This window comes from Streptomyces sp. NBC_00162 (assembly GCF_024611995.1).
GTDB lineage: Bacteria > Actinomycetota > Actinomycetes > Streptomycetales > Streptomycetaceae > Streptomyces.
On sequence record NZ_CP102509.1, the window covers coordinates 6,988,667 to 7,008,827 of the forward strand.

General features: G+C 73.3%; 23 protein-coding genes. 12 read left to right on the forward strand and 11 right to left on the reverse strand.

Features of this window, described 5'->3' with window-relative positions:
• Window positions 1–74 precede the first annotated feature (74 nt).
• The gene (locus JIW86_RS32480) at window positions 75–587 is read left to right on the forward strand and encodes a hypothetical protein (protein WP_257559521.1); all 513 of its coding nucleotides are present in this window, start codon (window positions 75–77) and stop codon (window positions 585–587) included.
• Window positions 588–630: 43 nt separating this feature from the next.
• Here JIW86_RS32480 and JIW86_RS32485 read toward each other — a convergent pair whose 3' ends face one another.
• Both JIW86_RS32485 and JIW86_RS32490 read right to left on the reverse strand, forming a co-directional pair.
• Window positions 631–1,170 carry a hypothetical protein gene (locus tag JIW86_RS32485; RefSeq protein ID WP_257557431.1) on the reverse strand — a complete coding sequence of 180 codons (540 nt, stop codon included), beginning with the start codon at window positions 1,168–1,170 and terminating at the stop codon, window positions 631–633.
• A 133-nt stretch (window positions 1,171–1,303) separates the two neighbouring features.
• Entirely contained in the window at window positions 1,304–1,831 is a 528-nt protein-coding gene (locus JIW86_RS32490; RefSeq protein ID WP_257557432.1) for a DinB family protein, read from the reverse strand.
• Between the two features lie 84 nt (window positions 1,832–1,915).
• Here JIW86_RS32490 and JIW86_RS32495 point away from each other — a divergent pair, with 84 nt between their 5' ends.
• A complete protein-coding gene (locus JIW86_RS32495) occupies window positions 1,916–2,821 on the forward strand; it encodes a Gfo/Idh/MocA family protein (protein WP_257557433.1) in 906 nt (301 codons plus the stop codon).
• On the opposite strand, the gene lnt is transcribed toward JIW86_RS32495, so the two are convergent.
• The 5 genes from lnt to JIW86_RS32520 all read right to left on the reverse strand — a co-directional run bounded on the left by lnt (window position 2,745) and on the right by JIW86_RS32520 (window position 6,870).
• Window positions 2,745–4,331 carry an apolipoprotein N-acyltransferase gene (gene lnt, locus JIW86_RS32500; RefSeq protein ID WP_257557435.1) on the reverse strand — a complete coding sequence of 529 codons (1,587 nt, stop codon included), beginning with the start codon at window positions 4,329–4,331 and terminating at the stop codon, window positions 2,745–2,747. The two genes, JIW86_RS32495 and lnt, sit on opposite strands and share 77 nt — an antisense overlap.
• 44 nt (window positions 4,332–4,375) lie before the next feature.
• Entirely contained in the window at window positions 4,376–4,843 is a 468-nt protein-coding gene (locus JIW86_RS32505) for a nuclear transport factor 2 family protein (protein WP_257557436.1), read from the reverse strand.
• A 70-nt stretch (window positions 4,844–4,913) separates the two neighbouring features.
• Window positions 4,914–5,090: a hypothetical protein gene (locus JIW86_RS32510; RefSeq protein ID WP_215149723.1), complete on the reverse strand. Its 177-nt coding sequence runs from the start codon at window positions 5,088–5,090 to the stop codon at window positions 4,914–4,916.
• Between the two features lie 124 nt (window positions 5,091–5,214).
• The gene (locus JIW86_RS32515) at window positions 5,215–6,093 is read right to left on the reverse strand and encodes an undecaprenyl-diphosphate phosphatase (RefSeq protein ID WP_257557437.1); all 879 of its coding nucleotides are present in this window, start codon (window positions 6,091–6,093) and stop codon (window positions 5,215–5,217) included.
• Window positions 6,094–6,141: 48 nt separating this feature from the next.
• The gene (locus JIW86_RS32520; protein ID WP_257557438.1) at window positions 6,142–6,870 is read right to left on the reverse strand and encodes a TVP38/TMEM64 family protein; all 729 of its coding nucleotides are present in this window, start codon (window positions 6,868–6,870) and stop codon (window positions 6,142–6,144) included.
• A gap of 49 nt (window positions 6,871–6,919) precedes the next feature.
• On the opposite strand from JIW86_RS32520, the gene JIW86_RS32525 reads away from it, so the two are divergent.
• The 4 genes from JIW86_RS32525 (at window position 6,920) to JIW86_RS32540 (ending at window position 10,948) form a co-directional block, all read left to right on the forward strand.
• Entirely contained in the window at window positions 6,920–7,648 is a 729-nt protein-coding gene (locus JIW86_RS32525) for a DNA alkylation repair protein (RefSeq protein ID WP_257557439.1), read from the forward strand.
• 324 nt (window positions 7,649–7,972) lie between these two features.
• Window positions 7,973–9,154, forward strand: coding sequence for an elongation factor Tu (tuf, locus tag JIW86_RS32530; protein WP_215145919.1), 1,182 nt, complete (start codon window positions 7,973–7,975; stop codon window positions 9,152–9,154).
• Window positions 9,155–9,243: 89 nt separating this feature from the next.
• Entirely contained in the window at window positions 9,244–10,089 is an 846-nt protein-coding gene (locus JIW86_RS32535; protein ID WP_257557440.1) for a patatin-like phospholipase family protein, read from the forward strand.
• A gap of 67 nt (window positions 10,090–10,156) precedes the next feature.
• Window positions 10,157–10,948: a spermidine synthase gene (locus tag JIW86_RS32540; protein ID WP_257559522.1), complete on the forward strand. Its 792-nt coding sequence runs from the start codon at window positions 10,157–10,159 to the stop codon at window positions 10,946–10,948.
• Between the two features lie 18 nt (window positions 10,949–10,966).
• Here the strand turns inward: JIW86_RS32540 and JIW86_RS32545 are convergent, their stop codons facing one another.
• Together JIW86_RS32545 and JIW86_RS32550 are read right to left on the reverse strand one after the other, a co-directional pair.
• Entirely contained in the window at window positions 10,967–12,241 is a 1,275-nt protein-coding gene (locus JIW86_RS32545; protein WP_257557441.1) for an MFS transporter, read from the reverse strand.
• A 70-nt stretch (window positions 12,242–12,311) separates the two neighbouring features.
• Entirely contained in the window at window positions 12,312–13,331 is a 1,020-nt protein-coding gene (locus JIW86_RS32550; protein WP_257557442.1) for a hypothetical protein, read from the reverse strand.
• Between the two features lie 96 nt (window positions 13,332–13,427).
• Here JIW86_RS32550 and JIW86_RS32555 point away from each other — a divergent pair, with 96 nt between their 5' ends.
• The 4 genes from JIW86_RS32555 to JIW86_RS32570 all read left to right on the forward strand — a co-directional run bounded on the left by JIW86_RS32555 (window position 13,428) and on the right by JIW86_RS32570 (window position 17,475).
• Window positions 13,428–13,880: a DUF4442 domain-containing protein gene (locus JIW86_RS32555; protein ID WP_257557443.1), complete on the forward strand. Its 453-nt coding sequence runs from the start codon at window positions 13,428–13,430 to the stop codon at window positions 13,878–13,880.
• Window positions 13,881–13,931: 51 nt separating this feature from the next.
• Window positions 13,932–14,132 carry a type II toxin-antitoxin system VapB family antitoxin gene (locus tag JIW86_RS32560; RefSeq protein ID WP_215145956.1) on the forward strand — a complete coding sequence of 67 codons (201 nt, stop codon included), beginning with the start codon at window positions 13,932–13,934 and terminating at the stop codon, window positions 14,130–14,132.
• Window positions 14,133–14,252: 120 nt separating this feature from the next.
• On the forward strand, window positions 14,253–16,748 hold the full coding sequence (locus tag JIW86_RS32565; RefSeq protein WP_257557444.1) for a glycoside hydrolase family 3 protein: 2,496 nt from the start codon (window positions 14,253–14,255) through the stop codon (window positions 16,746–16,748).
• Between the two features lie 58 nt (window positions 16,749–16,806).
• Entirely contained in the window at window positions 16,807–17,475 is a 669-nt protein-coding gene (locus JIW86_RS32570; protein WP_257557445.1) for a DedA family protein, read from the forward strand.
• Window positions 17,476–17,515: 40 nt separating this feature from the next.
• Here JIW86_RS32570 and JIW86_RS32575 read toward each other — a convergent pair whose 3' ends face one another.
• Window positions 17,516–18,067 carry a gamma carbonic anhydrase family protein gene (locus JIW86_RS32575; RefSeq protein WP_215149634.1) on the reverse strand — a complete coding sequence of 184 codons (552 nt, stop codon included), beginning with the start codon at window positions 18,065–18,067 and terminating at the stop codon, window positions 17,516–17,518.
• A 131-nt stretch (window positions 18,068–18,198) separates the two neighbouring features.
• On the opposite strand from JIW86_RS32575, the gene JIW86_RS32580 reads away from it, so the two are divergent.
• Complete coding sequence (locus JIW86_RS32580; RefSeq protein WP_257557446.1) at window positions 18,199–18,945, forward strand: acyltransferase; 747 nt, start codon at window positions 18,199–18,201, stop codon at window positions 18,943–18,945.
• 7 nt (window positions 18,946–18,952) lie between these two features.
• On the opposite strand, the gene JIW86_RS32585 is transcribed toward JIW86_RS32580, so the two are convergent.
• Window positions 18,953–19,357 carry a CoA-binding protein gene (locus JIW86_RS32585; RefSeq protein WP_257557447.1) on the reverse strand — a complete coding sequence of 135 codons (405 nt, stop codon included), beginning with the start codon at window positions 19,355–19,357 and terminating at the stop codon, window positions 18,953–18,955.
• A 97-nt stretch (window positions 19,358–19,454) separates the two neighbouring features.
• Here JIW86_RS32585 and JIW86_RS32590 point away from each other — a divergent pair, with 97 nt between their 5' ends.
• Window positions 19,455–20,081, forward strand: a complete 627-nt coding sequence (locus JIW86_RS32590) for a YigZ family protein (RefSeq protein WP_257557448.1) — start codon at window positions 19,455–19,457, stop codon at window positions 20,079–20,081.
• The last annotated feature ends 80 nt before the right edge of the window (window positions 20,082–20,161 follow it).

Genomic DNA, 20,161 nt, shown 5'->3' on the forward strand with positions numbered 1-20,161 from the left:
CATTGCCGGTGCCTCCGGCTAGCTTCTTGATGATCAGACCGGAGCAGGTCTGGCGGAACAAGCCGGAGGCCGCGGTGACGGAGCAGCAGGAGGCGTCGGAGGACGCCGTCATGACCAGGATCGGCCAGGCGGTCATCCTGCTGCACGCCGGAGACCGCGAGGAGGCCCGCAACCGGCTCGGTGCGATCTGGTCCGAGATCGGCGAGGAGGGCGACTCCCTCCACCGGTGCACGCTCGCCCACTACATGGCCGACGCCCAGGACGACCCCGCCGACGAGCTGGCCTGGGACCTGAGGGCCCTGACCGCCGCCGAGGCGCTCAGGGACGGGCCGCTGGCACCCCGGGAGCAGCATCCGGCGATGCGCGTGTTCTACCCGTCCCTGCACCTCAGCCTGGCCGCCGACTACGTGAAGCTCCAGCGGCCGGAGGCGGCCCGGGTCCACCTGGCACGGGCCCGCGCCGCCACCGGCGCGCTGTCCGACGACGGGTACGGGAACGGCGTACGGGCCGCCATCGCCCGGCTGGAGCGGCGGCTCGCCGCGGAACCGGGCCCCGGGCCCCGGCCGTTCCCGGAGCAGTCCCCGTGAGCGCGTAGGGGGCGGCTGAGGGCGTCCTGCCGGTCAGGCCGGATCATTCCCCCGTGACGCCTCCGCAGATGCGGGCCTCCGGGCTGTCCGGGTGCCATCCTCCGTGCCGGCGGCCCAGCGCGCACACGTCGGCGGGCCGTACCGGCAGCTCCTTGATCAGCTCCCGCTCCGCCTTCGCATCGGACCGAGGGCGGTGCGGGCGGCCGCCGCTCTCACGGCCGGAGGACGCTTGTGACGGCCTGCGCGGCTCCGGGATGTCCGGGACCGGCGGCGGTGCCTGCGCGGGGCCGCCGGAGGCGCCCTGCGCGGTGGGCTCGGCGGACCGGCGGGCGGGGGCGGAGGCAGCGGGCCGTGCCGGCTGCTCCGGGACCGCTTTCAACGCCTCCAGCGCGGGCGCCTGGACGACCACGGGGGCGGACCCCGGCCCGCCGCGCGGCTCGTGGTGCGGCGGCAGTCCGGCGGAGGGGGCCCCGCCGGACTGTCCGGCACCGGGGCCGGGGCTCACGTTCACGCAGCCGGAGACGGCCGAGACGGCACAGGCGACTCCGAGCAGCAGCTTTGTCGTGGTTCGGGTTGGATGCACCCGCGCAACTCTGCTCCGCGACGACCGCGTTGTGAAAACCCGGAGCCCATATTGACCCCGCACGGGTGACGGGTAGGGGCTATCCGACCCCGATCCGGATCCCGACCCGGATCCGCGCGGCGCCCGCACGGGCTTACTCGCCGGTGGCGCCGTCGATCTGCTCGCGCAGCAGGTCCGCGTGGCCGTTGTGGCGGGCGTACTCCTCGATCATGTGGGTGTAGACCCACCGCAGGCTGAACACCTCGCCGCGGTGGTGGCTCTCGGCCTCCGACACGAGGTCCAGCGAACGGCCCGCGGCGGCCTGGCGCGCCAGCTCGACCTCGGTCTGCCACACCTGCTCGGCCTCGGCCCAGGTGGCCTTCTCGCTGAAGTGGAAGTCACCGTCCACGTCTTCGCGCGTGGAGTACAGCTCGGGCAGGTCCTCGCCGAGCATGATCTCCCGGAACCAGTACCGCTCCACCTCGGCCATGTGCCGTACCAGGCCCAGCAGGCTCAGTTCGGAGGGCGCCAGCGGCGTGCGGCGCAGCTGCTCGTCGGCGAGCCCCTCGCACTTCCAGGCGAGGGTGGCGCGGTGGTAGTCGAGCCAGCCGTCCAGCATGCCGCGCTCGTCCGCGGTGGTGGAGGGCTCTGTGCGATGTGATCCGGAACTCGTGGTCGTCATGACCGCCATCCTCAGCGAACAAGCCCCCCACCACCAGGGATTAAGCTGCGAGCGTCCCACAAGGAACGAACCAGGAGGCTCCCGGTGAAGGTCGGCTGCATCGGACTCGGCGACATCGCGCAGAAGGCGTACCTGCCCGTCCTCACCACCCGCCCGGAAATCGAGCTGCACCTGCAGACCCGAACCCCGGCCACCCTCGAGCGGGTCGGCGCGATCCACCACGTCCCCGCCGGGCGCCTGCACACCGATCTCGACGCGCTGCTCGCCGAAGGGCTCGACGCGGCGTTCGTGCACGCCCCGACCGCCTCCCACCCCGAGATCGTCACGCGGCTGCTGGAGGCCGGCGTGCCGACGTACGTGGACAAGCCGCTCGCCTACGAACTCGCCGACTCGACGCGGCTGGTGGAACTGGCCGAGGAGCGCGGGGTCTCGCTCGCCGTCGGCTTCAACCGCCGCTACGCGCCCGGCTACGTGCAGTGCGCCGACCACCCGCGCGAGCTGATCGTCATGCAGAAGAACCGCGTCGGGCTGCCCGAGGACGTCCGCACGCTGGTGCTGGACGACTTCATCCACGTCGTCGACACCCTGCGCTTCCTGCTGCCGGGCGAGGCTGACCACATCGACGTCCGGGCCGTGGTGCGCGAGGGACTCATGCACCAGGTGGTGCTCCAGATCTCCGGAGGCGGCTTCACCGCGCTCGGCATCATGAACCGGCTGTCCGGTTCCACCGAGGAGATCCTCGAGGTGTCCGGGCAGGACACCAAGCGGCAGGTCGTCAACCTCGCGGAGGTCATCGACCACAAGGGCCAGCCGACCGTGCGGCGCCGCGGGGACTGGGTGTCGGTCGCCCGCCAGCGCGGCATCGAGCAGGTGGTGGACGCCTTCCTGGAATCCGTGGAGACGGGCAAGACGCTCAGCGCACGCGACGCGCTGCTGACCCACGAGCTGTGCGAGCGGGTGGTGGGCTCGGCTCTGGGGCAGGCCTCCTGAGCGAGCGGAGGCCTTCCACGACGCAGTAGGCCGCCAGGGCGGCGAGGGCCGCGGCCACCGGCCAGTCCCCGTGGCGGACGTAGAAGGTCGTGCCGCCGGCAAGCGGGACCTCGTACACCCGCGCCGTGCTCGCGGAGGTGGGCAGGGCGGGGCCGATCCGCTCCCCGGAGGGGCCGTGCACCGCGCTGACACCGGTGAGGGTGGCGTGCACCATCGGGCGGCCGGTCTCGGCCGCCCGCAGCGCGGCCAGCGAGGCGTGCTGGGCCGGGGCCCAGCTGTCCTGGAAGCTGGAGGTCGCCGACTGGGCGACGAGGAGGACGGCCCCGTCGCGGGCGAGGTGCCGGCTCATGTCGGGGAAGGCCGACTCGAAGCAGACCAGCGGGCCGAGCCGGACCCCGGGCCGGCCGTCCGGCCGCCCGGGCAGGTTCATCAGCACCGGGGTGTCACCCGGCACGCGGTCCTCGGCGGCCGCCTTGCCGACGGAGGTGGCCCAGCCGAGCAGGGCCCGGGCCGGTACGTACTCGCCGAAGGGCACCAGCCGCATCTTGTCGTACCGGTCGCCGGTCAGGCCCTGAGGGCCGACGAGCACCGCGCTCTTGCGTATCCCGGGGCTGTCGGCCGCGCGCGCGTCCACGTTGACCAGCAGCGGAGCCCCGACCTGCGCGGACAGCGAAGCCAGCCGCCCGGCCAGGTCCGGGCGGGCCGTCAGGTCCCCGCCGACACTGCTCTCGCCCCACACCACGAGGTCGACGGACTGTCCGGCCAGGCCCCGGGTGAGCCGTTCACCGGCGGCGAACCGCCGCTCCGCACTGTCCGGGCCGTCGGCCACCAGGCCCGGCTGTACGACGGCCACCCGCAGTTCGCCCGACGGCTGTGGGCGAGGCGCCCACAGCCACACCAGCCCCGTCAGCACCGCGCATCCCGTCACCCCGGCCATCGCGGGCACCCTGGCCCGGGGCATGGCGATCAGCAGCACCAGCGCACAGTTCACCGCCACGACCAGGAGGCTCACCAGCCACACCCCGCCCACCGAGGCCAGCCGCAGCGCGGGCGGTACCTGCCACTGGCTGGCCCCCAGCAGCCCCCAGGGCCCGCCCAGCCCCTGCCAGGACCGGGCCAGCTCCGACAGCAGCCATCCAGCCGGTACGAGGACCAGCGCGGCCGCCGCCCGGCCCGCCGCCGGGATCCCGCCCAGCAGTTCCCGCACCAGGAGCGCCCAGGGGATCCAGAGCAGGCCCAGCAGTGCGGCCACCGGCACCAGGAACACGTGCAGGCTCGGCAGCAGCCAGTGGTGGACGGCCAGGATGAAGGCGGCGCCGCCCAGCCAGCCCTCCAGCACGGCCCGCCGCCCGGTGGGGGCGGACCTCAGCAGCAGCATCCAGGGCACGAGCGCCACGTACGCGAACCACCAGAGCGCGGGCGCGGGGAAGGCGAGGGCCGGCAGTGCCCCGGCGGCGACGGCGGCCGGCGCACGCCAACGCGGGAACCACCCAGCCCGGATCGAGACCATGGCACGCCTCCGCTTCCAGTGTGGGACAGACGGGGTGGAGCGGCTCAGGCGGACATGTGCCGCCACTTCTCGTGCACGGTGACGCGGGTGAGCCGCCAGCCGTCGTACGTGCGGGCCAGCACGAAGGAGTAGCGCCCGGCGGCGACGAAGTTGGGGGCCGTGACCGTCCCGTCGAACTCGTCCCCCGCCAGCCGCATCGGATTGAGGAAGTCCGCCCGCACCTCGGCCCGGTCGCCCGGGGAGCCGCCCAGGTCCTCCAGCCGGATCAGGCGGTTGACGATCAGGTGCTGACGCACCGGGAAGAGCTTCATGGTTTCCGCGAGCCAGTCGGCGACCTCCCCGGCGGGACCCTCGATCCCGCCCGCCGAGCTGTAGTCGGCCCGCCCCGCCGAGGTGAACAGGGCGCGGTAGGCCGCCCAGTCGCCGTCGTCGACGGCCACCGCGTACCCCGTGACCACCTCGTCGATCGCCAGCCGGTCCATGACCGTGGCGAGGTCCACACGCTGCGTCATCGGGCAAGTGTGGGGCTGCGGGGGCACCAGGCCAAGGGTCGTGCGCCCACCGGATCTTCTTGCGGGCCCGTCAGTGACCGGAATACGCCTCCCGCTGCCGGACCACGACGAGGAACGCGTCGCTGTCCAGATCCATCACCACCTCCGCCGGCACGCCCTCGCGCAGGCGCTGCGCCGCATACTCCTCGGCGGGCCAGCTTCCCCGCGGACTTCCGGCCGGAAAACGCTCCAGAACCACTCGACGCATGGGACACCCCCTGCTGCTTGCCTTCACGTCTCTCCACGCACAACGACGCGCAGGCCGCCCGGGAACGTTCCCGAACGGCCTGCGGTTCACGCGAAGCGGTGAGTGCGGCCGGCTTCGACCGGCTTTAACCGGCGGACTCGCCGGCGTGCGGGCTCAGCACGCCCATGCCGACCAGAACGAACAAGGCGATGCCGAGCACGATGCGGTAGACCACGAAGGGCATGAAGCTCTTGGTGGTGATGAACTTCATGAACCAGGCGATGACCGCGTAGCCGACGAAGAAGGCGATGACCGTCGCGAAGATCGTCGGACCCCAGGAGATGTGACCCGGGTCCTCGACCACGTCCTTGATCTCGAACAGACCCGAGGCCAGCACGGCCGGGATGGCGAGGAGGAAGGAGTAGCGGGCCGCCGCCTCGCGCGTGAAGCCCAGCAGCAGACCGCCGGAGATCGTCGCACCCGAGCGGGAGACGCCCGGGATCAGGGCCATCGCCTGGCAGAGGCCGAAGATCAGGCCGTCCTTGACACCCAGTTCACTGAGGGTCTTGCGCTCGCGGATGGCGCGGTGCCGGCCGCCCTCCTCGTCGCGGGCGGCCAGCCGGTCGGCGATGCCGAGGATGATGCCCATCACGATCAGAGTGGTGGCGATCAGGCGCAGGTCACGGAACGGACCCTCGATCTGGTCCTTGAACGCGAGGCCGAGGACACCGATCGGGATCGAGCCGACGATGACCAGCCAGCCCATCTTGGCGTCCTGCTCGGAGCGCAGCGCCTTGGTGTACAGCGAGCGGAACCAGGTGGAGACGATCCGCGCGATGTCCTTGCGGAAGTAGATCAGTACGGCGGCTTCGGTGCCGATCTGCGTGATGGCGGTGAAGGCCGCTCCCGGATCCTCCCAGCCGGCGAACGCCGCGGTCAGCCGCAGGTGCGCGCTGGAGGAGATCGGGAGGAACTCCGTAAGCCCCTGGACGAGACCGAGGATTAGGGATTCGAACCAGCTCATGTCGGGGTGCGCTCGTCCTTGTGATCGTCGGGCAGTTCGGGTCCGATGCTAGGGCCCGTGCGAAGCGCCGGTGACCACAGGGGGGTGCTGGGGCGCCAGTTCGCAAGGCGCCTGGGGGATTCGGGCCGGTGCCAGGCGGTGCCGCTTGCGCCAGGCGACCACCCCGGCGGCCACCACGGAGACCACGATGAAGCCGAACGAGACGAGGAACGCGGGCGATCCGGGGGAGGAGGCGCTGGCCCCCGCGATCACGTACGCGGTGGTGTTCGGGACGACCCCCAGCGCCGTGGCGCACAGGAAGGGCAGCCACCCGCAGCGGGACACCGCCGCGCAGTAGTTGGCGACCACGAAGGGCACCCCGGGGAAGAGCCGGACGGCGAGCATCGACCGGAAGCCGTGCCGGCTGAGCTGCCCGTCGGCCGCCTGGAGCCAGCGGCCGCGCAGGAACGGGCGCAGGGCCTCCTGCCCCATGACGCGGCCCAGGCCGAAGGCGATCCCGGCGCCGAGCACGGTGCCGCCGACCGCCGCGAGGAGGCCGGACTGGGTGCCGAAGACGGCTCCCGCGGCCAGATTGAGCAGGGGGCGGGGCACGAAGGCCGCCGCGCAGACGCCGTACCCGGCGGCGAACAGCACCACCGCCGTGCCCACCGGGAGCCCCGGGGGCCAGCCCTCCGACAGCACGCGCTGGGGCTCGAACAGCAGCACGCACACGCCGGCCGCCACCAGCAGCACGACGAGCAGCGACAGCCGGGTCCGCGGCGCGAGGAGGAGGGACATCCCGGGAGACTAGCCCACGTATGCGGCGGTGCGCCGTAATCTGGGCCTCATGCTGTCGAACGACCGGCGACCTCCGAGCGTGCCGCGCAGCGCCCTCGCGGACACCCTCCTGGAGCGGCTGACCGGGACGTACGCGGGGGCGGCCGACCCCGTCCGGGCCCGGGCCATGACCGCGTACATGAAGGACGTCGCGCCCTTCCTCGGCATCCCCACCCCCCTGCGCCGCGAGCTGTCCAAGGCAGTGACCAAGGACACCCCCCGGCCGGCGGAGGCCGACTGTGCGGCGCTCGCGCTGCGCTGCTGGGGGCTCCCGGAGCGTGAGTACCACTACTTCGCGGTGGACTACCTGCGCCGGCACGTCTCCCGGTGCTCCTCCGGCCTGCTGCCGGCGGTCCGGCACCTGATCACCACCGTCCCCTGGTGGGACACGGTCGACCTGCTGGCCGCGCACACGGTCGGGCCGCTGGTGGCCGCCGACCCCGCGACGGCGGCGGTGACGGTGACGGTGACGGACGAGTGGATCGGCGACGAGGACCTCTGGCTCGTCCGCACCGCGCTGCTCCACCAGCTCCGCTACAAGTCCGCCACCGACACCGACCGCCTCTTCGGCTACTGCCGGCGGCAGGCGGGCCACCCGGACTTCTTCGTGCGCAAGGCCATCGGCTGGTGCCTGCGGGAGTACGCGAAGACGGACCCGGACGCGGTGCGCGCGTTCGTCGAGGCCGAACGGGGCTCCCTGTCCCCGCTGTCCGTGCGCGAGGCGCTCAAGAACCTCTGAGCGCAAGGACGTTCACCCGCGGACGTTCACCCGCGGAAGGTCAGGCGTCAGGCGCGTTCGCGCGCGGCGTTCCAGGCGGTAATTCGTTCGACGGGCCGGGGGCCGTCCGGCAGGATCAGGGGCATGTCCCGGTACGCCTTCCCCGTCGCATCGTCCGCAGTCGCGGACGCGCCGAAGGCTGCCGTCCTCGCAGAGGAATTCCCCTTCGCCGCATTCGACGGCGCACGAAGCTGACCCTTCCCGGATCGTCCGGCGGACCCCACAGGGGGAGGGTCGGCTCGACTCAGGGGTCCCGTTCCGGCTTCGAACATACGGGAAGACACCATGGCCAAGACGGCCTTCGTGCGGACCAAGCCGCACCTCAACATCGGCACCATGGGTCACGTCGACCACGGCAAGACCACCCTCACCGCCGCCATCACCAAGGTCCTCGCCGAGCGCGGGGGTGCCTCCTTCGTGCCCTTCGACCGCATCGACCGGGCCCCCGAGGAGGCCCGGCGCGGGATCACCATCAACCTCACGCACGTCGAGTACGAGACCGACACCCGCCACTACGCCCACGTGGACATGCCCGGCCACGCCGACTACATCAAGAACATGGTCACCGGAGCCGCGCAGCTCGACGGGGCGATCCTCGTCGTCTCCGCGCTCGACGGGGTCATGCCCCAGACCGCCGAGCACGTGCTCCTCGCCCGGCAGGTCGGCGTGGACCACATCGTGGTCGCGCTCAACAAGGCCGACGCCGGGGACCCCGAGCTCACCGACCTGGTCGAGCTGGAGGTCCGCGAGCTGCTCAGCTCGCACGGCTACGGCGGCGACAGCGCGCCGGTCGTACGGGTCTCCGGGCTCGGGGCGCTGGAGGGCGACCCACGGTGGACCGGGGCGATCCAGGCGCTGCTGGACGCGGTGGACACGTACGTGCCGACGCCCCAGCGGTACACGGACGCGCCGTTCCTGCTGCCGGTGGAGAACGTGCTGACCATCACCGGCCGCGGGACGGTCGTCACCGGCGCCGTCGAGCGCGGCACCATCCGGCTCGGCGACCGCGTGAGCATGCTGGGCGGGGACGGCACGTCCGACCCCGTCGTGGTCACGGGGCTGGAGACCTTCGGCAAGCCGATGGAGTCCGCCGAGGCCGGCGACAACGTCGCGCTGCTGCTGCGCGGGGTGCACCGTGACCAGGTGCGCCGCGGCGACGTGGTGGCCGCGCCCGGCAGCGTGACGCCCAAGCGGCGCTTCACCGCGCAGGTCTACGTGCTCTCCGCGCGCGAGGGCGGTCGCAGCACCCCGGTCGCCACCGGATACCGGCCGCAGTTCTATGTCCGTACCGCCGACGTGGTGGGGGACGTGGACCTCGGCGAGGCGGGCGTGGCCAGGCCGGGGGAGACGGTCACCATGACCGTCGAGCTCGGGCGCGACGTCCCGCTGGAGTCGGGGCTCGGCTTCGCGATCCGCGAGGGCGGGCGGACCGTCGGCGCGGGGACGGTGACCGCCGTGCTCGGCTGATCCGAGGGACCCTGACCCCGCCGTGGTGACGGCAGTCCGCTTGCGCGAGACTGCCGTCACCACAGGCATGCGCGGAGGGGCGGGCGGACATGGGCGGCGACACGGCACTGGTGCTGGGCGGCGGGGGACTGACCGGCGTCGGCTGGGAGAGCGGCATCCTGTACGGGCTCGCCCGCGCGGGAGTGGACCTCACCACCGCCGACCTCGTCGTCGGCACCTCGGCGGGGTCGGTGGTCGGCGCCCAGCTCACCTCCGGGCTGCTCACCCCGCAGGAGCTGTACGAGCGCCAGCTCGGCGACGCCACGGGGGAGATCGCGGCGAAGCTGGGGGCGGGACTCATCGCCCGCTACGCCATGGCGATGGTGCGCTCCCGCGACTCCACGGCCTACCGCAGGCACGTCGGCGCCCTCGCGCTCGCGGCCGACACGGGCGAGGAGGCGCAGCGGCGCGAGGTGCTGGCGGCCCGGCTGGTCTCGCACGAGTGGCCCGGGCGCCGGTTCGTCGTCACCGCCGTCGACGCGGTCAGCGGTGAACCGGCCGACTTCGACCGGGAGAGCGGGACCGGACTGGTCGACGCGGTCTCGGCGAGCTGCGCGGTGCCGGGGGTCTGGCCGCCCGTGACGGTCGGCGGCCGGCGGTACATCGACGGCGGGACCCGCTCGGCGACCAACGCGGACCTCGCCGCCGGCTACGCGCGGGTGGTGATCCTCGCGCCCATCGCGCTCGGTTCGCGGCTCGTCCCCTCGCCCGCCGCACAGTCGGCGAAGCTGCGGGAGGCGGGCGCCCGGGTACTGCTGATCACCCCGTCGGCCGCGGCCCGCAAGGCCTTCGGGCGCAACGTGCTGGATCCGGCCCGGCGGGACCCGGCCGCGCGTGCCGGGCTGGCGCAGGCCGCCGAGCACGCCGCCGACGCGGCCGCCGTCTGGACGGGCTGACAATGGTGCGGTGAGCGACGAACAGATCCCGGTGATCCGGGACGTGGACCAGGGCACCGCCAAGCTGATGCCGGACGTGGACCGGGAGCGGGCCTGGCTGCTGACCGTCGACGGGGCGCCGCAGTCGTACGTGGACCTGGACGATCCGGAGCACCTGGAATTCGAGTACGTACGCCGCCTCGCGCACGTCCTGGACTGCGTGGCGCAGCCGGGGCTAGCGCTGGACCTCCTGCACCTGGGCGGCGGCGCCCTGACCCTGCCGCGCTATGCCGCGGCGACGCGCGCCGGATCCCGGCAGACGGTCGTGGAGTTCGACGCGGGTCTGGTGGAACTGGTCGCCGAGCACCTGCCGCTGGCGGCGGGGTCGGGTGTCACCGTGCGGGCCGCCGACGCCCGGGCCTGGCTGGCGGCGGCGCCCGCGGGGAGCGCGGACGTGGTCGTGGCCGACGTGTTCGGCGGCTCGCGGGTGCCGGCGCAGCTGACGTCGGTGGAGTACGCGCGGGAGGCGGCGCGGGTGCTGAGGTCCGGCGGGGTGTACGCGGCGAACCTGGCCGACGGGGCGCCGTTCGGCTTCCTGCGGGCGCAGCTGGCAAATTTCGGCGCCGTGTTCGGGGAGCTCGCGCTGATCGCGGAGCCGGCGGTGCTCAGGGGGCGGCGGTTCGGGAACGCGGTGCTGTTGGCGTCCGACGCCGAGCTGCCGTTGGCGGCGCTGGCCCGGCGGTGCGCCGCCGACGCGTTTCCCGCCCGGGTGGAGTTCGGGGATTCGCTGGCGCGGTTCATGCGGGGGGCCGTGCCCGTGGCAGACGCGGATGCCGCTCCGTCACCGGCTCCGCCGGAGGGGGCCTTCAGCCTGGGGTGAGCGGCCGGCCGCTGCGCCTCACGTCTTGGCCGGCCCGGGGGTGGGCTTGCGGGTCATGCGGCGGACGTCCGGGATCAGGAGGACCAGGGCGGTCGCCAGGACCACCAGGGCCGCGCAGCCCCACAGGGCCCCCGTGCGGCCGAAGGCCGACTCGGCCGGACCCGCGAGGGCGGTGGCCAGCGGCAGCATCGACACCGAGCCGAACCAGTCGTAGGCGGAGACCCGGGAGAACTTCTCCTCCGGGATCTCCTGGTGCATCGTCGTCATCCAGCTCACGCCGAACACCTCGATGGCCAGCCCGCTGATCAGCATCACCACGCACAGGCCCCAGACGGGCAGCGGCACGGCCAGTCCCGCCGACGGCAGCGCCAGCGGGAACACGCACAGGGTGCCGACCAGCAGCAGCCGACGCGGCTTCCAGGCCATCATCAGCACGGCGCCCGCGATGGTCCCCGCGCCGAAGAAGCCCAGGGCCAGACCCCACGGCGCGGGCCCGCCCAACCGGTCCCGGGCGACCAGCGGACCGTACACCGCTTCCGCGGCGCCGACGACGGCGACCACCACGGAGAACTGGAGCACGATGCTCCACAGCCAGGGCCGGGTCCTGACCTCCACCCAGCCTTCGCGCAGGTCGGCCAGGAGGCCGCCGCCGGGGGCCCGGTCGGGGACGTGGCTGACGTCGAGGAAGGCCCGCAGGACGCCCGCGATCGCGAAGGCGGCCGCGTCCACGGCCAGTACCCAGCCGGGGCCGATCGCCGCGATCATCGCCCCGCCGAGGGCCGCGCCGCCGATGCCGGCTCCGTTCATCGCCATGCGGAAGAGCGCGAAGGCGCGGTTGGCGTGCTCGCCGGAGACGGTGGACAGCAGCATGCCCTCGGCCGCCGGGTTGAAGAAGGCGGTACCGGTGCCGCACAGCGCGGTCAGCAGCATCATCTGCCACAGCTGGGGGTCACCGGCGAGGACGAGAGTTGCGAACGCGGCCTGGGACAGGCAGTTCAGGGCATTGGCCGCGACCATCACGCGGTGGCGCGGCAGCCGGTCGGCGAGCGCGCCGCCGATGAGCAGGAAGAGGACGAGCGGCAGGGTGCGGGCGGCCGCGACCAGGCCGACGTCGGCGCCGGAACCGCCGGCCTCCATCACCGCGAACGCGGCGGCGATGAGCGCTCCGTGGCTGCCGAGGTTCGTCACGACCGCCGCACCCGTCAGCAGGGTGTAGTTGCGGCCGGCCCAGGCGGGCCGGCGGCGGCGTACGGGCTCGGGCGTGTGGGGCGGGGCGGCGGGGGGAGAACTCACCCCCGGACTATCCCCGCCCCGGGCCGAGAATCCAAACGGATTGTCGGCCCGGAGGGAGAGGGGAAGGAGGTCAGCCGCCGGACAGGCGGACCGAGCTGAGGATCTTCTCCATCGTCTCCTTGCTGACCTCGTCCGGGACGCCCGCGGCGCTGTAGAGGATCCAGCTGGCGAAGTCACCCTTGGCGTTCTTGAAGCTGAAGGCGATGGACTTGCCGTCGGAGGAGCACTTGTTCTCCTTCGGCAGGCCGGTCACGCTCGCCGTCGCCATGTGGCCCTTGAGGCCCGAGGAGGTGGTGTACTCCTTCGGCTCGGAGACCTGGGTGGTGCCCTTGGGCCCCTTCTGCGCGTAGCCGGCGAACGCCCAGTTACCAGCCTCGTTGCGCACGGCCTCGGCCGTGTCCTTGGCGCCCTGGCCGCCCTTGGTGCCGGTGCCGGCCAGCGAGGTCGTCTCCTCGCTGCCGTTCTTGTCGGAGTCGACCTTGCACCAGTCCTCCTTGAGGTAGGCGGGGGCCGACATCATCACGATCGAGGAGCCGTCCTTCTTCGCCTCGTCCTCGAAGCCGATGGCCACGCCGGAGCCCAGCACGTTCCACTCCGGCGGGACGTCGAAGGCGGTGCCGTGCTTGGGGTTGATGACCACCTTCCAGCCTGCGATCACCGGCTTCACGTCGCCCTCGGCCCGCGGGTTCGCGCTGCTGCCGGCCGGGGCGGGCGCGGCGGAAGCCGAGGCGGAGGCGGTGGGCTTGTCGTCCGCCTCGTTGGTCTTCTTGTCGTCCCGAGTCAGGACGAACGCGCCGGTCGCGGCGGCCGCCACGACCACCGCGGCCGCAGCGACGATGGCCACGGTCTTGGTCTGGAAGGGGCTCCCGCCGCCTCCCGGCCGCTGCTGGGGCTGCTGGGGCTGCTGAGGCGGCCCCCACTGCTGGCCGGGAACGGTCGGGGGCTGCTGGTGCCCCGGCTGCTGCGGATATCCGTAACCGGGCTGCTGCTGGTACGGGTTCGGCTGTGCCGGCTGCTGCTGGTACGGGTTCTGTTGCGCGTCCTGGGGGTTCTGCTCGCCCCCGGGCGGCTGCTGCTGTCCTGGCCACATGGCCGGTAACGATAGTGGGAGCGGGAGCCGGGAGCCACGGCCGCCCCCGTGCAGGCTCTGGCCAAGCGCATCTACTCGTGGGTAACATCGCGTTCCATGAGCGCAGATCAGATGAACGTGGGCGAACTGCTCGCCGCGACGGTGCCGATGGCCCGGACCCTGAACCTCCAGTTCCTGGAGACCACCCCCGAGCGCGCGGTCGTCCGCCTCCCGGACCAGCCCGACTTCCACAACCACGTGGGCGGCCCGCACGCCGGCGCCATGTTCACCCTCGCCGAGTCCGCGAGCGGCGCGATCGTCCTGGCCGCCTTCGGCGACCAGCTCTCGCGCGCCGTGCCCCTCGCGGTGAGGGCCGAGATCGGCTACAAGAAGCTCGCCAAGGGCGTCGTGACCGCCACCGCCACCCTCGGCCGCCCGGCGGCAGAGGTCGTGGCCGAACTCGACGCGGGCGGCCGCCCCGAGTTCCCGGTCACCATCGCCATCCAGCGCGAGGACGAGGCCGTCACCGGCGAGATGACCGTGGTGTGGACCCTGCGCCCCAACGCGTGAGCGGGCGCCGCCACGGCTAGAGTCCCTCGCACGACGATGGAGGGGGTACCCGTGGCCAAGGTCAACATCAGCCTCGATGCCGAGCTCGTGGTGGAGGTGATGGTGCTCGCCGGGGTCGGATCGCCGCAGGACGCGGTGGAGGCCGTCGTACGCGACTACATCGCGCGCGGGCACCGCACCGAGGCACGCGTCCAGGTACAGGACGAGCCCCAGCGGGAGGCCGACGGCCTGCCGCAGCCGCCGCAGGGCTGAAACCGGGCGTCGCGGTGGCGCGTCTCGCCCGGGCCCCCGGGCGCGCGGCGCACAGTGGGCGGGGGAGCGGTCCGGCGCGGGCCGCTCCCGCCGTCCCACCGTCGCCCGCAGGGAGCGCCCATGAGCGAGGCCGTGTCGAGACGTTCCGCGATGCGGCTGCTCGCCGCGGTGGGCCTGGGCACCGGCGGGTGCGTCGCCACCGTGCCGCCGGACGCCGGACTGCGTACGGGAGCCCCGGCCCCCGCGGCCGCCGCCGAGCCCGCGAGTCCCGCCCGGATCGACTCCCTCGTCGAGCGGCTCACCCTCGACGAGAAGACCGCCCTGCTCCACGGCGCCCGGGACCCGGCCCCCCTCGGCCAGGCCGGATACGTACCCGGCGTCCCGCGCCTGGGCATCCCCGCCCTCCGCCTCGCCGACGGCTCCGCCGGGGTGCGGGTCGCGAGACCCGCCACCGCCCTGCCCGCGCCCGTCCTGCTCGCCTCCGCCTTCGACCCGGCGCTGGCCCGCGAGTACGGCCGCGTCATCGGCCGCGAGGGCCGCGCGCTCGGCCAGGACGTCGTCCTGTCGCCCATGGTCAACCTCATCCGCACCCCGTACGCGGGCCGGAACTTCGAGACCTTCGCCGAGGAACCGCGCCTCACCGCCGACCTCGTCGCCGAGATGATCCGCGGGATCCAGGACGAGGGGCTCATCGCCACCGTCAAGCACTTCGCCCTCAACAACCAGGAGCACGGCCGCGACACCGTCGACGTCGTCGCCGACGAGCAGACCCTGCACGAGACCGAGCTCCGGGGTTTCGAGGCCGCCGTCGCCGCCGGCGCGGGCGCCGTGATGGGCGCGTACAACAAGGTCAACGGCGTCCATGCCTGCGAGAGCAAACCACTGCTCGACGACGTGCTGCGCGGCGTCTGGGGGTTCGACGGCTGGGTGATGTCCGACTGGGACGCCGCCCACAGCACCGTCGCCGCCATCGGCGCCGGACTCGACATGGAGATGCCCGGCGGCACCCACTTCGGCGGCCCGCTGCGCGAGGCGGTGCGCGGCGGCTCCGTCCCCGAGAGCGCCGTCGACCTCGCCGTACGCCGGATCCTGGGCACGATGGACCGGTTCGGGCTGCTGGCGGCCCGGCCCGCCGCCCGGCCCGCGCGCGACGCGGCCGCGGGGGCACGGGTCGCCCGCAAGGTGGCCACCGGCGGGGCGGTGCTGCTGCGCAACGAGCACGACACCCTGCCGCTGACCGGCGCCGCCGCACGCTCGATCGCGGTGATCGGACCGACCGGCCAGGTCCCCTTCGTCGGGGGCGGCGGGAGCGCCCACGTGATCCCCGACGGGGCGGCCGCCCCGCTCACCGCCATCCGGCAGCGCGCCGGGAACGGCTCGACCGTGCGCCACGCCCTCGGCGAGGACCTGTACGGCCGGGCCCTGCCAGCTGCCCTGCTGACGCCGCCCGCCGGTCTGGACGACCGGGCGGTGGACGCCGGGCGCGAGTGGAGCCACGAGGGGGAGTTCCGGCTCGCGGCGGACGACGAGTGGACCCTGCTCGTCCACTACACCGGGCAGCGGCCGGGCGTGCGCCTCGACGGGGAGGAGCTGTTCCCCCTGCGCCAGGGCGTGGCCGAGGTCTTCGCGGGCGGACTGCTCGGCTCCGCGCCGGACGGAATGACCGTCCGGCGCCGCACGCTCGCCCTCAAGGCGGGTGTCCACCGGCTCGCCGTGACCGCCCGGGGCGGCGACAAGGGGCAGCGCTTCCGGCTGCGGCACACCACCAAGGCCACCCGCGCCGCGGATCTCGCCGAGGCGGTGAAGACCGCGAAGGAGGCCCGCAGCGTGATCCTGTTCGCCTACGAGGACGCCACCGAGGGCACCGACCGGACCACGCTGGCGCTGCCGGGCGGGCAGGTCGCGCTGATCGAGGCGGTCGCCGCCGCCAACCCCCGCACCACCGTCGTGCTCAACACCTCCTCGAGCACGACCATGCCCTGGCTCGCCCGGACCGGGGCGGTGCTGCAGATGTACTACCCCGGCCAGGAGGGCGCGGGCGCCACGGCCGACATCCTCTTCGGGGACGTGGACCCGGGCGGCCGGCTCACCCAGACCTTCCCGGCCGACGAGCAGGCGACGCCGGTGGGCGGGGACCCGCTGCGCTACCCGGGTGTGGGCGGACGGCAGGAGTACCGCGAGGGCATCCACGTCGGCCACCGCTGGTACGACGCGCAGCGGGTGGCCCCGCTGTTCCCCTTCGGGCACGGGCTCTCGTACACGACCTGGCAGTACGAGAAGCTGACGGTCCGGCCGGAAGGCGGCGGCCTGCGCGTGGAGTTCACCGTCCGCAACACCGGCCGCCGCAAGGGCACCGAGGTGGCGCAGGTGTACGTGGGCCCGTCCGCGGAGCTCGACCTCGACCAGCCGGTGCGCGCGCTGGCCGGCTACCGGCGGCTGACCCTCGCGCCCGGGGAGGCGCAGCGGGTCGTCCTCGACGTCGACGCCCGGACGCTGTCGTCGTGGGACCCGGAACAGCACGCGTGGGTGCTGGGATCCGGCCGCCGCGAGGTGTTCGCGGGCCGTTCCTCGCGCGAACTGCCACTGAGGTCAAAGGCGGTGGTGGGGAGCCGATAGGCTGCCCGTTCGGCGTGTCACAGGGGGCGCGCCGGGGACGACTCGGGAGGACGTACCGGTGCACATCCAGGAATGGCTGGAGACGATTCCGGCGGTCAGCATCTATCTCCTCGTGGGTCTGGTCATCGGCCTGGAGAGCCTCGGCATCCCGCTGCCGGGCGAGATCATCCTGGTCAGTTCGGCACTGCTCGCCTCGCAGCACGGGGAGATCGACCCCGTGGTGCTGGGCATCTGCGCGACCACCGGCGCGATCGTCGGCGACTCGATCGGCTACGCGATCGGGCGCCGGGGCGGCAAGCCGCTGCTGGAGAAGCTGGGCCGGCGCTTCCCCAAGCACTTCGGGCCGGACCACGTGGCGCTGGCGGAACGCTCCTTCGAGCGGTGGGGCATGTGGGCCGTCTTCTTCGGACGGTTCGTGGCGCTGCTGCGGATCTTCGCCGGGCCGCTGGCGGGTGTGCTGCACATGCCGTACTGGCGCTTCCTGATCGCCAACATCCTCGGCGGGATCCTCTGGGCGGGCGGCACCACGGCCGTCATCTACTCGGTCGGAATCGTCGCCGAGCCGTGGCTGAAGCGGTTCTCCTGGCTGGCCCTGGGACTCGCCGTGCTGTTCGGGATCACGGTGACGCTGGTGGTGCGCAGCCGCATGAAGAAGGCAGCCGCGGCCGCAACGGCCGAGGCCGCGGTCCCCGCGCAGCCGACGGCCCCGGTGCCGGTCTCCGAATGACGGTGGAGCGGCCGGCACCGTGCTCGACCGGTGCCGGCCGCTAGCCGCCCGGCGTCACCGCGGCTCGGTGCTGCTTGGCCAGGTCCACGTACATCGCGGCGTTGACCTTGATGCCCTCGCGCTCCTCCTCGGTCAGCTCGCGCCGCACCTTGGCCGGGACGCCCGCGACCAGGGAGCCGGGCGGGACCACCATGCCCTGCGGGACCAGCGCCTGGGCGGCGACCAGCGAGCCGGCGCCGATCACCGCGCCGTTCAGGACCGTCGCGCCCATGCCGATCAGGCAGTCGTCCTCGACGGTGCAGCCGTGCACGACGGCGTTGTGGCCGATGGAGACGCGCTCGCCGATCGACACCGGGAATCCGGGGTCCACGTGGAGCGTGCAGTTGTCCTGCACGTTGCTGTCCGCACCGAGCGTGATCGGGCCGCAGTCGGCGCGCAGCACCGCCGAGTACCAGACGCTCGCGCCAGCGGCCAGGGTGACCTCGCCGACCACGACGGAGGTGGGTGCGGCGAAGGCGGTCGGGTCGACGGACGGCTGCTTGCCGCCGACGCCCGCGATGAGTGCCTGGCCCTGCGTCGCCTGCTGCGTCATGATCATTTCCTCTGTTTCCGTGAGCCGCGCTACCGGCACGGTAGGGCACGCGCCCGGCCCGCCCCGCGATGGGGTGAAGATCACAGGATGGTGGTCCGGACGACCGGCTCCCGGCGGACTACCGTGGCCGGGTGCCGAAGAACCAGAACACGTTCTCATCTCTGACGGCCCTGCGCCGCCGGCTGGCGAGCCGCGCGGTCCACACCGCCTGGCGCTGGATGCAGCAGGCCGGCGCGGTCACCGCGCAGACCCCGGGGCGGCTGCGGTTCGGCGCGATCGGGCCGAACACCCGGCTCGCCTTCCCGCAGGGCACGATCTTCGGCGAGCCCTGGATCCGGCTCGGTGACCACTGCATCATCGGCGAGCAGGTCACCCTCACCGCCGGGATGATGCCGGATCTCGACCTCGGCACAGAGCCGATGCTCGTCCTCGGCCACGGGGTGGTCATCGGCCGGGACAGCCATGTCATCGCCGACGCCCGGATCACCATCGGGAACGACACCTTCTGCGGCCCCGGCGTGTACATCACCTCCACGAACCACAGTTACGACGACCCGCACCAGCCCGTCGGCAAGCAGTGGCCGCGCAGCGCGCCGGTCGAGATCGGCCCGGGCTGCTGGCTGGGTACGGGCGCGGTGATCCTGCCGGGCGCGCGGCTGGGCCGCAACGTCGTGGTCGCCGCAGGCGCCGTCGTACGGGGCGAGGTCCCGGACCACGCCGTGGTTGCCGGGGCCCCGGCGCGCGTCGTGCGGCGCTGGGAGCCGGACACCGGCTGGCAGCCCCCGCTGCGCACGCCGGCGCCGGTCCCGATCCCCGACGGCATGACCCCGGAACAGCTCCGCGGCCTGGCGCAGCTGGCGGAGGCCGAGCAGTCCTAGGGGGTGTCTAGAGCGCCGGGATCTCGATCGCCGGGCAGCGGTCCATGACCATGGACAGCCCGGCCTTGCGGGTGCGCTCGTAGGCGGCCTCGTTGACCACGCCCAGCTGGAACCAGACGGCGTCCGCTCCGACGGCCACCGCCTGGTCGGCGACCGGCCCCGCCAGCTCGCTGTTCACGAAGACGTCCACCACGTCCACCTTGAAGGGGATCGCCTCCAGCGAGGCGTACCCGGGCTCCCCGTGCACCGTCTCCGCCTTGGGGTGTACGGGGATCACGCGCTTGCCGAACTGCTGGAGGACCCGGGCCACCCCGTAGGCCGCCCGGTCCCGGTTGTTCGAGAGGCCCACCACGGCCCAGGTGTCGCCCAGTTCGGTGAGGATCTTGCGGATGGTTGCCGGATCGCCGTACACGTGTGCCGCCTCCTGCTGGTCAGACTGTGCTCTTCGCGCTCTGCGCTCTCCGGATCAACCGAAAAGACACATGTCCGATTCCCCGTAGGGTGGAGCGGTGAAGGCAGACCAGTACGTGACGGTGTCCCGCGAGGGTGTGCACGAGTCCGAGATCAACCGCTCGCGCTTCCTGTGCTCGCTCGCGCCCGCCGCGACCGAGCAGGAGGCGCAGGACTTCGTCGCGCGCGTCCGCAAGGAGCACCCCACTGCCACGCACAACTGCTTCGCCTACGTGATCGGCGCCGACGCGGCCGTCCAGAAGGCCAGCGACGACGGCGAGCCCGGCGGCACCGCCGGGGTACCCATGCTGCAGATGCTCATGCGCCGGGACATCCGGTACGCGGTCGCCGTCGTCACCCGCTACTACGGCGGGGTGAAACTCGGCGCCGGCGGTCTGATCAGGGCCTACGGCGGAGTCGTCGGCGAGGCCCTCGACGCACTCGGCACCGTCACCCGGCGCCGCTACCGGCTGGCCACCGTCACCGTCGACCACCAGCGCGCCGGCAAGACCCAGAACGACCTGCGCTCCACCGGCCGGACCGTGGTGGACCTGCGCTACGGGGCCGCGGTCGAGATCGAGGTCGCCCTCCCTGAGGCGGAGTTGCCCGCCTTCGAGGCCTGGCTCGCCGACAGCACGGCGGGCAGTGCCACCCTCACCCTCGGCGGAGAGACGTACGCGCCCTGAGTGACGGGCCGGACGCGTTAGCGTAGAGGGGTTCACGAGCGGGAGACCAGCAGGGGGAGACGGTATGTACGGCGAGGCCG

Excerpts from the sequence above, each read along its gene's own strand:
- JIW86_RS32540 (WP_257559522.1), top strand. The coding sequence starts at position 10,157 with ATGCCGGACGTGGACCGGGAGCGGGCCTGGCTGCTGACCGTCGACGGG.
- JIW86_RS32520 (WP_257557438.1), bottom strand. The coding sequence starts at position 6,870 with ATGTCCCTCCTCCTCGCGCCGCGGACCCGGCTGTCGCTGCTCGTCGTG.
- JIW86_RS32490 (WP_257557432.1), bottom strand. The coding sequence starts at position 1,831 with ATGACGACCACGAGTTCCGGATCACATCGCACAGAGCCCTCCACCACC.
- JIW86_RS32515 (WP_257557437.1), bottom strand. The coding sequence starts at position 6,093 with ATGAGCTGGTTCGAATCCCTAATCCTCGGTCTCGTCCAGGGGCTTACG.
- JIW86_RS32505 (WP_257557436.1), bottom strand. The coding sequence starts at position 4,843 with ATGACGCAGCGTGTGGACCTCGCCACGGTCATGGACCGGCTGGCGATC.
- JIW86_RS32550 (WP_257557442.1), bottom strand. The coding sequence starts at position 13,331 with ATGTGGCCAGGACAGCAGCAGCCGCCCGGGGGCGAGCAGAACCCCCAG.
- tuf (WP_215145919.1), top strand. The coding sequence starts at position 7,973 with ATGGCCAAGACGGCCTTCGTGCGGACCAAGCCGCACCTCAACATCGGC.
- JIW86_RS32555 (WP_257557443.1), top strand. The coding sequence starts at position 13,428 with ATGAGCGCAGATCAGATGAACGTGGGCGAACTGCTCGCCGCGACGGTG.
- lnt (WP_257557435.1), bottom strand. The coding sequence starts at position 4,331 with ATGGTCTCGATCCGGGCTGGGTGGTTCCCGCGTTGGCGTGCGCCGGCC.
- JIW86_RS32510 (WP_215149723.1), bottom strand. The coding sequence starts at position 5,090 with ATGCGTCGAGTGGTTCTGGAGCGTTTTCCGGCCGGAAGTCCGCGGGGA.
- JIW86_RS32535 (WP_257557440.1), top strand. The coding sequence starts at position 9,244 with ATGGGCGGCGACACGGCACTGGTGCTGGGCGGCGGGGGACTGACCGGC.
- JIW86_RS32565 (WP_257557444.1), top strand. The coding sequence starts at position 14,253 with ATGAGCGAGGCCGTGTCGAGACGTTCCGCGATGCGGCTGCTCGCCGCG.
- JIW86_RS32575 (WP_215149634.1), bottom strand. The coding sequence starts at position 18,067 with ATGACGCAGCAGGCGACGCAGGGCCAGGCACTCATCGCGGGCGTCGGC.
- JIW86_RS32525 (WP_257557439.1), top strand. The coding sequence starts at position 6,920 with ATGCTGTCGAACGACCGGCGACCTCCGAGCGTGCCGCGCAGCGCCCTC.